The 13,232-nt window shown below is 70.9% G+C and carries 9 protein-coding genes; 7 read left to right on the top strand and 2 right to left on the bottom strand.

What is annotated here, in order from left to right; translation table 11 throughout:
* Window positions 1-38 precede the first annotated feature (38 nt).
* Window positions 39-995 carry an LLM class F420-dependent oxidoreductase gene (locus ABZ098_RS20530; protein WP_356593036.1) on the top strand — a complete coding sequence of 319 codons (957 nt, stop codon included), beginning with the start codon at window positions 39-41 and terminating at the stop codon, window positions 993-995.
* Here ABZ098_RS20530 and ABZ098_RS20525 read toward each other — a convergent pair.
* Window positions 982-2,364, bottom strand: a complete 1,383-nt coding sequence (locus ABZ098_RS20525) for an FAD-binding oxidoreductase (RefSeq protein WP_356593034.1) — start codon at window positions 2,362-2,364, stop codon at window positions 982-984. The genes ABZ098_RS20530 and ABZ098_RS20525 overlap by 14 nt on opposite strands.
* Before the next feature lie 98 nt (window positions 2,365-2,462).
* Window positions 2,463-4,268: a glycoside hydrolase family 15 protein gene (locus ABZ098_RS20520; RefSeq protein ID WP_356593087.1), complete on the bottom strand. Its 1,806-nt coding sequence runs from the start codon at window positions 4,266-4,268 to the stop codon at window positions 2,463-2,465.
* Window positions 4,269-4,738: 470 nt separating this feature from the next.
* On the opposite strand from ABZ098_RS20520, the gene ABZ098_RS20515 reads away from it, so the two are divergent.
* The 6 genes from ABZ098_RS20515 (at window position 4,739) to ABZ098_RS20490 (ending at window position 12,829) form a co-directional block, all read left to right on the top strand.
* A complete protein-coding gene (locus ABZ098_RS20515) occupies window positions 4,739-6,403 on the top strand; it encodes a CTP synthase (protein WP_356593032.1) in 1,665 nt (554 codons plus the stop codon).
* 88 nt (window positions 6,404-6,491) lie between these two features.
* A complete protein-coding gene (locus ABZ098_RS20510; RefSeq protein ID WP_356593030.1) occupies window positions 6,492-7,118 on the top strand; it encodes an NUDIX hydrolase in 627 nt (208 codons plus the stop codon).
* A gap of 285 nt (window positions 7,119-7,403) precedes the next feature.
* A complete protein-coding gene (locus tag ABZ098_RS20505; protein ID WP_356593028.1) occupies window positions 7,404-9,464 on the top strand; it encodes a tetratricopeptide repeat protein in 2,061 nt (686 codons plus the stop codon).
* 146 nt (window positions 9,465-9,610) lie between these two features.
* A complete protein-coding gene (gene ald, locus ABZ098_RS20500; protein WP_356593085.1) occupies window positions 9,611-10,726 on the top strand; it encodes an alanine dehydrogenase in 1,116 nt (371 codons plus the stop codon).
* A gap of 412 nt (window positions 10,727-11,138) precedes the next feature.
* A complete protein-coding gene (locus ABZ098_RS20495) occupies window positions 11,139-12,266 on the top strand; it encodes a ParA family protein (RefSeq protein WP_356593026.1) in 1,128 nt (375 codons plus the stop codon).
* Window positions 12,251-12,829: a hypothetical protein gene (locus ABZ098_RS20490; protein WP_356593024.1), complete on the top strand. Its 579-nt coding sequence runs from the start codon at window positions 12,251-12,253 to the stop codon at window positions 12,827-12,829. The genes ABZ098_RS20495 and ABZ098_RS20490 overlap by 16 nt, the downstream gene beginning before the upstream one ends.
* Window positions 12,830-13,232 lie beyond the last annotated feature (403 nt).

Below are 13,232 nucleotides of genomic sequence, written 5' to 3'. Positions count from 1 at the left end.
AGGCGTGCCCGGTGCCGTGCCGGGGTAGCGGCCGGGGCATGGACTTCAGCGTGGTGGCCGTGGCCCGGGAGGACGACAGCGCGGTCGAGGAGCCGGTCCGGGTGGCGGTGGCCGCCGACCGGCTCGGGTACCGGGAGGTGTGGGCGGGGGAGGGCCCGACCTGGGACGCCTTCGTCCTGGCCACCGCGATCGGGCGGGCCACCGAGCGGATCGCGCTGACCGCGGGGCCGGTCCCGGTGAACGTGCGCGACCCGTACACCACGGCCCGCGGTGCCGCCTCGGTGGCGGCCCTCGTCGGCCGCCCGGTCGGGGTGGCCCTGGGCACGTCCAGCAAGCGGGTGGTCGAGGGCGTGCACGACCGGCCCCGGACGCGCCCCGCCGCCGTACTGGAGGAACAGGCGGCAGCCGTACGACGGTTCCTGCACGCATCCCCGGGCGAACCGGTCGTGCCCGGCAGCACCTTCCGCCGCCGTCTGCCCCCGCCCGGAGGGCCCCTCACGGTGGCCGCGTTCGGGCCCCGCGCGATCGCCACGGCCGCCGCGCACGCCGACCGCATGCTGCTGGACGTGGTCTCCCCGGAGCAGGTGCGGGCCTTGCGCGCGCAACTGGACGCGGCGGCGCGGACAGCGGACCGTACACCGCCCGCGCTCGCGGCCTGGCTGCCTGCGGCCGTCGACCCCGACCCCGAGTCGCTCGCGCAGGTGCTGGGCAGCATCGCCGGATACCTGACCGTGCCCGGCTACAGCGAGGTCTTCGCCGAGGCGGGGTTCGGGGAGGCGGTGGAGCTCGCCGCGAGCGGCGCGGACCGGGAGACCCTGGTGCGGGCCCTGCCCGCTGCGGCCGCGGGCACGGTCGGCCTCGTGGGCGACCTGGACGCCGTACGGGCGCGGATCGGCGCCTATGCCGAGGCCGGGCTCGACGAGATCGCCCTGGTGCCGGCCACCGCGGGGGACCCGGGCGGCGAACGCACGCTGACGGCGCTCAGGCCGGCCTGATGTTGTGGTTGAAGCGGAACACGTTGTCCGGGTCGTACCGGCGCTTCAGCTCGGCCAGCCGGCGGGTGTTCTCGGCGCCCACGCCGGCCTCGACGCGGTCCGCGCCCTCGTCGCCGATGAAATTGAGGTAGACCGTGCCCGTGCTCCACGGCTGCACCTCGGTGCGTACGTCCCGGACCCACTGGACGCAGCGCTCGTCGTCCGCCGGGTCCTCCCAGATCCCGAAGGGGTGCACGGCCCAGGCCGCGTCCCGGTAGGGCACCGGGAACTCGCGGGGCCCGCCGGCGATCGCCCCGCCGAGCGGCAAGAGGATGTGCTGGCTGCCGGTCGGCACCGGCAGGGCGTCCGCGCGGGCGCAGAAGACGTCCACGAAGTCGTCCGGCGCGCCCGTCAGGTACTCCGCCGACCAGTAGTTCCGCATTCCGGGCGGATCGTCGATCATGCACTGGACATCGGCGTACGGCATCGCCCCGACGATCTCCGTCACATGCGGAAGCGCCAGCAGCGGCTCGGCCAGCTTGCGCAGGTCCGCCTCCCCACCGGCGTATGTCACGAGCGCGCCGCACAGCAGGGTGCCGACCAGGTGCGGCGGTACGAACTCCTCGGGCGGACCGGTGAGATAGAGCACACCGCCCGACACCTCGTCCGGCCCGGCCGCGATCACGTCCCGGTAGGTGCGCACCACCTCGGCGCCGAACTCCGGGAGGTACAGCAGCAGCGCGATGGCGAACTCGGGCAGTTCGTGCAGCCTGAGCGTCAGCGCGGTGGCGATGCCGAAGTTGCCGCCACCGCCGTGCAGGGCCCAGAACAGGTCGGTGTTGTCCTCGGCGTTCGCGTGCAGCCTGGTGCCGTCGGCGGTGACGAGTTCCACATCGAGCAGGTTGTCGACGGCGAGCCCGCAGCACCGGTCGAGCCAGCCGCTGCCGCCGCCCAGCACGAACCCGCCCACCCCGGTGGTCGAGGCCCGGCCGCCGGTGGTGGCGAGGGAGTGCGGCTCGCAGGCACGGTCCAGGTCGCTCATCGTGGCGCCGCCCGCGACCCGTACCGCCCGGGCGCCCGGGTTCACGGCGACCGCCCGCATGTGGCGCAGGTCGACGACCACTCCGTCGTCGTTCAGGGCCATGCCCGCCACGCTGTGGCCGCCGCCGCGCACCGCGACCGGCAGATCGAGGTCCCGGGCGAAACGCACGGCCCGTACGACGTCGTCCTCGTCCACGCACTGCGCGATCACCGCGGGCCGGCGGTCGATCATCGCGTTGAAGACGGTCCGGGCCTCGTCGTAGCCCGGATCCCCCGGGGCGAACACGTCGCCGACCAGATCCTCGCGCAGCGCGGAGAGTGCCGCGCCCGCCTTCGACGGGGATGCCATGGGGCGCCCCCTTCCGTGCAGGGGCTGTTGGATCCCAGCCTAGGCGGGCCCGGCGCTCGGGTCCTGTTCAGGCGCCGGTCGTCACCAACCGGTAAGAATCAGCCGCCGTACGCCCCCGACGCCGTGAGCCGCAGGGCGGTGTCGATGAGCGGGACGTGGCTGAAGGCCTGCGGGAAGTTGCCGACCTGGCGCTTGAGGCGCGGGTCCCACTCCTCGGCGAGCAGACCGAGGTCGTTGCGCAGGGACAGCAGCTTCTCGAAGAGCTTGCGGGCCTCGTCCACGCGGCCGATCATCGCGAGGTCGTCCGCCATCCAGAACGAGCAGGCCAGGAAGGCCCCTTCGTCGCCGGGGAGGCCGTCGACGTTCTCGTCTCCGCCGCTGGTGGTCGGGTAGCGCAGGATGAAGCCGTCAGACGTCGACAGCTCGCGCTGGATCGCCTCGATGGTGCCGATGACCCGCTTGTCGTCCGGCGGCAGGAAGCCCATCTGCGGGATCAGCAGCAGGGAGGCGTCCAGCTCCTTCGAGCCGTACGACTGGGTGAAGGTGTTGCGCTCCTTGTCGTAGCCCTTCTCGCACACGTCCCGGTGGATGTCGTCGCGCAGCTCGCGCCACTTCTCCAGCGGGCCGTCCGCGTCACCGGACTCGATGAGCTTGATGGTGCGGTCGACGGCGACCCAGGCCATCACCTTGGAGTGCACGAAGTGCCGGCGCGGACCGCGCACCTCCCAGATGCCCTCGTCCGGCTCGTCCCAGTGCTGCTCCAGGTAGCGGATCAGCTTGAGCTGGAGCAGGGAGGCGTAGTCGTTGCGGGACAGGCCCGTCATGTGGGCCAGGTGCAGGGCCTCGGTGACCTCGCCGTACACGTCGAGCTGGAGCTGGTGCGCGGCGCCGTTGCCGACCCGGACCGGCGCGGAGTCCTCGTAGCCGGGCAGCCAGTCCAACTCGGCCTCGCCCAGTTCCCGTTCGCCCGCGATGCCGTACATGATCTGGAGGTTCTCGGGGTCGCCGGCGACCGCTCTGAGCAGCCACTCGCGCCAGGCGCGGGCCTCCTCGCGGTAGCCGGTGCGCAGCAGCGAGGACAGGGTGATGGCCGCGTCGCGCAGCCAGGTGTAGCGGTAGTCCCAGTTGCGGACGCCGCCGATGTCCTCGGGCAGCGAGGTCGTCGGGGCGGCCACGATGCCGCCGGTGGGGGCGTACGTCAGCGCCTTGAGGGTGATCAGCGAACGGATGACGGCCTCGCGGTAGGGGCCGTGGTACGTACAGTGCTCGACCCACTCGCGCCAGAAGTCCTCGGTGGCCTCCAGTGACTGCTCCGGCTCGGGCAGCGGCGGCGGCTCCTTGTGCGAGGGCTGCCAGGAGATGGTGAAGGCGATCCGGTCACCCGGGGCGACCGTGAAGTCGGAGTACGTCGTCAGGGACTTGCCGTAGGTCTCGCAGTCGGTGTCGAACCACACCGAGTCGGGGCCCGCCACGGCGACCGTGCGGCCCTCGTGCTTGTGGACCCACGGCACGACACGGCCGTACGAGAAACGCATCCGCAGGGCCGAGCGCATGGGCACGCGGCCCGAGACGCCCTCCACGATCCGAATCAGCTGGGGGGCGCCGTCACGCGGGGGCATGAAATCGGTCACCCGGACCGTGCCGCGTGAGGTGTCCCACTCCGATTCCAGGATCAGGGAGTCGCCGCGGTAGGTGCGCCGGGCCGCGGTGGGGGGTTCGGCGTCGGCCGCGTGGGCGGGGCCGAGGCGCCAGAAACCGTGCTCCTCGGTGCCCAGCAGGCCGGCGAAGATGGCATGCGAGTCGAAGCGGGGCAGGCACAGCCAGTCCACCGTGCCGTCCCGGCAGACCAGGGCTGCGGTCTGCATGTCTCCGATGAGTGCGTAGTCTTCGATGCGCCCGGCCACGTGCAACTCCAGTCGAACGGCCACGTCACCCCCCGCAGGAAAAGGGGGCTGTCGCTTGGTGCGGTCAAGGGGGTCGTTGTAATGCGTCGTTGAGCGGTGAAGCAAAACAGTCCTGCTGCTGTGAGGCAAAACGACAACTGTTGCTCAACGAACTGACGAGCTCTCGTTGTTCCGGGGCCTACGGGTGGGGGTGGTCCCGTGTTTCCGGCCGGGCTCGGCAGTGAGTGTCCGAGCAGGATACGACGCACGTAGATGATCTGTGTGCCGCTCCGGGCAACGCGGCTGGGCCGAACGGGTGAGCAACGGGTGAGAAACGGGTGTCTTCGTGCGGGTCCGTGTCGAGCTGTGTGCGGAGCGTGGCCGGAAGCCATCTCCCCGAGGCGCTGATACCCTGGTAGCCCGTGGACCGGTGGGCGTCTGACCCCCGAACCGCACCTCAAGATCGCGACCACGGGAGCCCCCTCTTGGCCATGACCGCTGCTTTTCGAAACAGCACAGCCACGACGACCAAGCACATCTTCGTCACTGGGGGTGTCGCCTCCTCGCTCGGCAAGGGGCTGACCGCCTCCAGCCTCGGCATGCTGCTCAAGGCGCGGGGCCTGCGCGTCGTGATGCAGAAGCTCGACCCGTACCTCAACGTCGACCCCGGCACGATGAACCCCTTCCAGCACGGTGAGGTGTTCGTCACCAACGACGGCGCCGAGACCGACCTGGACATCGGCCACTACGAGCGCTTCCTCGACCGTGACCTCGACGGCTCCGCCAACGTCACCACCGGCCAGGTCTACAACACGGTGATCGCCAAGGAGCGCCGCGGCGAGTACCTGGGCGACACCGTCCAGGTCATCCCGCACATCACCAACGAGATCAAGCACCGCATCCGGCGTATGGCGACCGACGAGGTCGATGTAGTCATCACCGAGGTCGGCGGGACCGTGGGCGACATCGAGTCGCTGCCCTTCCTGGAGACGGTCCGCCAGGTCCGCCACGAGGTCGGCCGTGACAACGTCTTCGTCGTCCACATCTCGCTCCTGCCGTACATCGGCCCCTCGGGAGAGCTGAAGACGAAGCCGACCCAGCACTCGGTTGCGGCCCTGCGCAACATCGGTATCCAGCCGGACGCCATCGTGCTGCGCTGCGACCGCGAGGTGCCGACCGCCATCAAGCGCAAGATCTCGCTGATGTGCGACGTCGACGAGGCCGCCGTGGTGGCCTGCCCCGACGCCCGTTCGATCTACGACATCCCGAAGACCGTGCACGGCGAGGGCCTGGACGCCTATGTCGTCCGCAAGCTGGACCTGCCGTTCCGGGACGTGGACTGGACGACGTGGGACGACCTGCTCGACCGCGTCCACAACCCCGACCACGAGATCACCCTCGCCCTGGTCGGCAAGTACATCGACCTGCCCGACGCCTACCTCTCGGTCACCGAGGCGCTGCGCGCGGGCGGCTTCGCCAACAAGGCCCGCGTCAAGATCAAGTGGGTCACCTCCGACGACTGCAAGACCCCGGCCGGCGCCGCGGCGCAGCTCGGTGACGTCGACGGCGTCTGCATCCCGGGCGGCTTCGGTGACCGCGGTGTGCTCGGCAAGGTCGGTGCGATCAAGTACGCCCGCGAGAACAGGATCCCGCTCCTTGGCCTGTGCCTGGGGCTTCAGTGCATCGTGATCGAGGCCGCCCGGAACCTGGCCGACATCCCCGACGCCAACTCCACCGAGTTCGACTCGGCCACCGGCCACCCGGTCATCTCCACCATGGCCGAGCAGCTCGACATCGTCGCCGGTGAGGGTGACATGGGCGGCACCATGCGACTCGGCATGTACCCGGCCAAGCTCGCCGAGGGCTCCATCGTCCGCGAGGTGTACGACGGCAAGGAGTACGTCGAGGAGCGGCACCGGCACCGCTACGAGGTCAACAACGCCTACCGCGCGGAGCTGGAGAAGAAGGCGGGCATCCTGTTCTCCGGCACCTCGCCGGACGGCAAGCTCGTCGAGTACGTCGAGTACCCGCGCGACGTCCACCCGTATCTGGTCGCCACGCAGGCCCACCCCGAGCTGCGCTCGCGTCCGACCAGGCCGCACCCGCTGTTCGCCGGCCTGGTGAAGGCCGCGGTCGAGCGGCAGAGTTCCAAGTAGCACGACAGTTGTACGGTGGCCGGGGCACACGCATTCAATGGCGAGTGCCCCGGCTTCTTTTGTGCACGTGGGGAAGGACGGACAGGGCATGACGATCAAGGACGCTCCCGAGGAGTGGGAGATCCGGGCGACGAAGACCCCCTTCGTGGGCAACAAGACCTCCGTGCGCACGGACGAGGTGGTCATGCCCGACGGCTCGGTGGTCGGCCGCGACTACCAGGTGCACCCGGGTTCCGTGGGCGTCCTCGCCCTCGACGACGAGGACCGGGTCCTGCTCATCCGGCAGTACCGGCATCCCGTACGGCAGAAGCTGTGGGAGATCCCGGCGGGGCTGCTTGACGTGCCCGGGGAGAACCCGCTGCACGCGGCCCAGCGGGAGCTGTACGAGGAGGCGCACGTCAAGGCGGAGGACTGGCGGGTGCTGACGGACGTCTACACCTCGCCGGGCGGCTGTGACGAGGCGATCCGGATCTTCCTCGCCCGGGGGCTGTCCGAGGCGGACGGCGATCGCTTCGAGGTCGAGCACGAGGAGATCGACCTGGAGTACGCGCGCGTGCCGGTGGCTGAGCTGGTGCGGGGGGTTCTGGCCGGGGAGCTGCACAACAACTGCCTGGTGGTGGGGGTGCTGTCGTTGGTCGCCGCGCGGGCCTCCGGCGGGTTGGACGGGTTGCGGGAGGCTGAGGCGGAGTGGCCTGCGCGGCCGTTCGAGGTGTGACGGGTTCTCGGGTTGCGCCGTGCTGGTAGCGGTACGTGGCGGGTTGCGGGTTCGTGGGGGCTGGTCGCGCCCACGCGGCGGTAGCCGCACATCGATACAGCCCCGCGCCCCTGGCGGTACTGCCGAGACCGGCGATCCTATGATCCGTTGATCCGATCGAGGGACTCTTCGGTCCCCACCGCCGCGCTCCGCCCGGAACGTTGCACAGCGTGAACTAGGCTCTGAGAAGCCCGAACCGGGGTCACCGGCGGGCTTTGCGCGTGCGGTGGGACGGGAGTGTGGCCCGTGACGGAGCAGGTGGTGGACGCAGACGGCGTACGGTTGTCCGACGAGAGCCAATTCCTGGGGCGGACGCGGGAGTTGAAGGAGCTGCGCGCCGACATCGAGCGGGCGGGACTCGACACGCTCGCCGGCCGGAAGGCACCCCGCGCGCGCGTGCTGCTCATCGCCGGGCGCCCCGGATCCGGCCGTACCGCGCTCGCCGAGGAACTCGTCCGGGCGGTCGCTGACCGTTACGACGGCGTGCTGCGCGCCCGGCTGAGCGAGCCCGACGGCACCCCCGTACCGGTCGCGGACGTCGCCCGGGAACTGCTCACCGCGCTCGACGTCCCGGCACCCGCGGGCGCCGCCGAGGACGACCTCACGGCGGTGCTGCGCGAGGCCCTCGCCGACCGTCGCGCGCTGGTTCTGCTCGACGACGCGGTGGCCGCGGAACAGGTGGACGCCCTGCTTCCGGATGCCCCGGAGTGCCTGGTCGTGGCCGTCTCGGGAGGCCCGCTGACCGGGATCGCGGACGTGCGCCCCTGCACCCTCGGCGGGCTCGACACCAAGTCCGCGCTGGAGCTGCTGTCCCGGCACACCGGGTCGGTCCGCATCACCGTCGATCCCCGCACCGCCGAGGGGCTCGTCGAGGAGTGCCAGGGCCACCCCGCCGCGCTGATGCTGGCCGGCGGCTGGCTCGCCGCCCGGCCCAAGGCGGCCGTCGCCGATCTGGCCAAGCAATTGCATGCGGAGAGTGACGAGCACAGCCCGCTCAGCCGGGTCTTCAAGCTCGTGTACGCGTCCCTGCCCGCCGCTGCCGCCCGGACCCTGCGACTGCTCTCCCTCGCCCCGGCCGGCCTCATCGACCCGCACACCGCCTCCGCACTCGTCGGCTGCTCGGTGGCCGACGCCCGCTCCGCCCTGGACGACTTCGTCGCGCTCGGCCTGCTGCACGCCACGGACTCACCGCTGCCGCAGTACGAGGTCCCCGGCTGCCTGTACCCCATGCTCAAGGCCCTCGCCGACACCCAGGACCGCCCGGCCGAGCTCCGGCTGGCCCGCGCCCGCATGCTGGAACGCACCGTACGACTGCTCCAGTCCTCCCGCGCGATCACCGAGACCGACAGCACCGACGCCCGCGAGAAGCTCCAGGCCATGCCGCGCTCGGTGCGCTTCCCGAGCCCCCGGGCCGCCGAGGACTGGCTGCGCCTCCGCAGGCCGGCCCTCCTCGCCGCGGCCCGCCTCGCGGTCGCCGACGGGGAGCTGGACACCCTGGCCCGGCGCCTGATGTCGCAGCTCGTGCGCACGATGGTGGCCCACTTCGGCATGAAGGCCGCCGCTCCCGACCTGTACGTCCTGCACGGTCTCGTCCTGGACGTGGCCGAGCGGCGCGCCCTGCCCCGCGAGAAGGCCGCCGCCCTGCTGAACCTCGCCGACCTGGACGCCCAGACCGGCCGCACCCGGGAGGCGCTGGCGCGCTACCGGGCGGCCCTGGACGCCGGACGGGAGGCGAACGACCCGTACGCGACCGGCCGCGCGATGGAATCCGTAGGCGGCGCGCATCTGGAGCTCGGCGACTACGACCGGGCCGCCGACTGGTTCGGCCGCGCCCTCGCCCAGCGGCTGGCCCGCGGCGAGCGCGCCGAGGCCGCCCGGCTGTACGGCCGTATCGCCGCCGCGCACACCTACGCCGGCCACTACGGCGAGGCGGTCAGGAACTGGCGGGCCGCCCTCGCCGGGCACCGCAAGAACGGCGATGTGCCCGCCCACGCACGGGCGTTGAGCGAACTCGCCCGGGTCCAGGAGTACGCCGGACACCCCGAGGAGTGCCTGCGCACCTGTCAGGACGCCGTGGAGTGGGCACGGCGTGCCGAGGACGTCCGGCTGCTGGCCGCGCTCCAGTTGCGCCTCGCGGACACGCTGGACCGCCTCGGCGATCCCGCGGCCGCCCAGCTCCACCGCGGCGCCGCGGAACGCCTGCTGGGGGAGGAGCTTTCCCAGGAGGAATCCGGGTCCCAGCAGGCCGAAGAGCCGAAACAAGACGCTGATGCCTGCGAAATCCGTAGTACATCTGCTGAAGATTGATGCAATGAAAGGCTAGACAGCGGGAACACCTTCATTAGACTGGCTCTGCCGCACCTTCTCCTGCGGTGTCTCCTGGTGTGCTCACGCATGCCCGGGTATGTGTTGTATTGCCCCACACACTCTCTGAGCCAAGGACCGTGATCCACGTGAAGGTCGGCATCCCCCGCGAGGTCAAGAACAACGAGTTCCGGGTGGCCATCACCCCTGCCGGTGTGCACGAGCTGGTACGCCACGGCCACGAGGTCGTCATCGAGCGGGGCGCCGGCGTCGGCTCCTCCATCCCGGACGAGGAGTACGTCGCCGAGGGCGCCCGGATCCTGGACACCGCCGACGAGGTGTGGGCCACCGCCGACCTGCTGCTGAAGGTCAAGGAGCCGGTCGCCGAGGAGTACCACCGCCTGCGCAAGGACCAGACGCTCTTCACCTACCTGCACCTGGCCGCCTCCAAGGAGTGCACCGACGCGCTCATCGAGTCGGGCACCACCGCGATCGCCTACGAGACCGTCGAGCTGCCCTCCCGGGCGCTCCCACTGCTCGCCCCGATGTCCGAGGTCGCGGGCCGGCTCGCCCCGCAGGTCGGCGCCTACCACCTGATGCGCTCGGTCGGCGGCCGCGGTGTCCTGCCCGGTGGCGTCCCCGGCACCCAGCCCGCGCGGGCCGTCGTCATCGGCGGCGGTGTCTCCGGCTGGAACGCCACCCAGATCGCCGTCGGCATGGGCTTCCACGTCACGTTGCTCGACCGCGACATCAACAAGCTGCGCGAGGCCGACAAGGTCTTCGGCACCAAGGTCCGGGCGATCATGTCGAACGCCTTCGAGCTGGAGAAGGCCGTCCTGGACGCCGACCTCGTCATCGGCGCGGTGCTCATCCCGGGCGCCAAGGCCCCGAAGCTGGTCACCAACGAGCTCGTCTCGCGGATGAAGCCCGGAAGTGTCCTTGTCGACATCGCGATCGACCAGGGCGGCTGCTTCGAGGACTCCCGGCCGACCACCCACGCCGAACCGACCTTCACGGTCCACGACTCGGTCTTCTACTGCGTCGCCAACATGCCGGGCGCGGTGCCCAACACCTCCACCTACGCGCTCACCAACGCGACCCTGCCCTACATCGTCGAACTGGCCGACCGGGGCTGGGTGGAGGCGCTGCGTCGCGACCCCGCGCTCGCCAAGGGGCTCAACACCCATGACGGCAAGGTCGTTTACCGGGAGGTCGCCGAGGCCCACGGCCTGGAGCACGTGGAGCTCGAGACACTGCTCGGCTGAGCCCCTGACCTCGGCAGAGAGCTAAGTCACCTTTTCGTAAAGGCGATACGTCAACAAGGCGCGTCAACGAGGCACATGCGGCCGGACCTTGCCCACAAGGTCCGGCCGGATGTGTGTATGGTCACTTTGCGACTCTCGGTCAACTCGCGTCGAACGTAACCCTTGAACCGATTCGTACACCGGCGAAACCTGCCGTGCGACTGCCGTACGCCCTTGACAGCGGGATGTTTCATTGCCGACACATCCTGCCGGGTCCGGCGGATTGTGTTGCTGTGAACACCCGACACGCCATAGAGTCGCCAACCGTCGGCATGGTGCCACGCTGACCTTGTCTAGAAGTTTCCTGGTCACCAAGGAGGTAAGACGACTTGTGAATGAGTCGACATTTTCTCCCGGGGGTGGTCAACCAGGAATGCCTGCCGGGGCCCAGAGCCCCGCAGGGTTCGAGGCTGTCGGCTCCGTCGCGGTGCGCACCTTCGCAGCCCACCAGAGTCCGCAGAACCTGCGGACAGCACACCAGAGCATGGATGGCCATCACGTGAACGCCATGGCCGGCGACGGAAGTGGCGCGCCCCACAACCACTTCGCCGACTACGACGAACTGCCCGAGGGGCACTTCTACGACCCCGACGCCGAGTACGAGCCCGATCCGGAGTACGCGGCCACGCTGGCGCCCGACGCGGCCCGCCAGCGCCGTGAGCGCGTCGGTCCGACCGGCCGCCCGCTGCCGTACTTCCCGATCCCGGGCCCGCTGACCGACCACGGCCCCGCGAAGATCATCGCGATGTGCAACCAGAAGGGTGGCGTCGGCAAGACGACGTCGACCATCAACCTGGGTGCCGCGCTCGCGGAGTACGGCCGGCGGGTGCTGCTCGTGGACTTCGACCCGCAGGGCGCGCTGTCGGTGGGTCTCGGTGTCAACCCGATGGAGCTCGACCTCACCGTCTACAACCTGCTCATGGAGCGGGGCATGGCGGCCGACGAGGTCCTGCTGAAGACCGCGGTCCCCAACATGGACCTGCTGCCGAGCAATATCGACTTGTCGGCGGCGGAGGTCCAGCTGGTCTCCGAGGTCGCCCGCGAGTCGACATTGCAGCGTGCCCTCAAGCCGCTCATGGCCGACTACGACTACATCGTGATCGACTGTCAGCCCTCGCTTGGCCTGCTCACGGTCAACGCCCTGACGGCCGCGCACAAGGTGATAGTGCCTCTGGAGTGCGAGTTCTTCGCCCTGCGTGGTGTCGCACTGCTGACGGAGACCATCGAGAAGGTCCAGGAGCGGCTCAACCCGGAGCTGGAGCTCGACGGGATCCTCGCCACGATGTACGACTCGCGCACGGTCCACAGCCGTGAGGTCCTGGCCCGTGTGGTCGAGGCGTTCGACGACCACGTCTACCACACGGTCATCGGGCGCACGGTGCGCTTCCCGGAGACCACGGTCGCCGGTGAGCCGATCACCACGTACGCCTCCAACTCCGTCGGTGCCGCCGCCTACCGCCAGCTCGCCAGGGAGGTGCTCGCCCGGTGTCACGCCGAGTGAGTCTGCCGGGGGCCGACGAACTGTTCCGTACGACAGGGGGAATGGCGCTCCAGGCGTCCACTCCCCGGCGGGGGGCCAACGGCGAGGCCCGGGTACCGGCTCCCGCGGGGGAGTCGGACGGGTCGGTGGCCGAGGACGCGCCGCAGTCCGTGCCCGCGCAGGGCGGGGACGGCGACGGGGCCGAGCACGTGGCGGTCGACGCCGAGTCGGCGGAGGCGGGCGAGTCCCGTCTCCGGGCCGCTGCCGCGGAGCGCTCCGCACGACGTCAGGAGGCGCAGGAAGGTTCTGCCCAGGCCTCCGGCGGCGCGCAGCCGCGCGGCAAGCGCGGCCGGTCGCCCGCCCGGCGGCCCAGTGGGCGTGAGCGGCACGACGAGAAGATCACCGTGTACGTGTCGGCCGAGGAGCTCATGGATCTGGAGCACGCACGCCTTGTGCTCCGCGGTGAGCACGGGCTGGCGGTGGACCGCGGGCGGATCGTGCGCGAGGCGGTCGCGGTGGTGCTGGCGGATCTGGAGTCCCGCGGGGACGCGAGCATCCTCGTCCGTCGGCTGCGGGGGCGGTAGCGGTAGCCTGCGGGGGCTATGACCTCGAACGACGTTCCCCTCGGCTCCGGCACATCCGGCGGTCGTCGGCGTGTGCTGGGGCGGGGGCCGGGCGCTCCGCGGGTCGAGCCGGTCGTGGAGGCGGAGGCCGAGGCCGCGTCTGTCTCGGCGGAGCCGGAGATCGGGGTTACGGGGGTCGAGGCCTCGCAAGCCGACGGCGCGGCGGCGACGGAGGCTGAGGTCGCTGAGGCGGGGCTCGCGGGGGCTGAGCCCGCGGAAGCCGCGCTTGCGGAGGCCGAGCTCACGGAAGCCGCGCTTGCGGAGGCTGAGCCCGCGGGAGCCGCGCTTGCGGAGTCCGAGCTCGCGTCGGGTGAGGTCGCGGAGGTGGGGCCTGCCGAAGCCGGGGCCGCGTTGGTTGGGGCCG

Origin of the sequence: Streptomyces sp. NPDC006335, from assembly GCF_040612795.1 — a bacterium.
Classification (GTDB): Bacteria; Actinomycetota; Actinomycetes; order Streptomycetales; family Streptomycetaceae; genus Streptomyces.
This window is presented reverse-complemented; position numbering and strand designations above follow the sequence as displayed.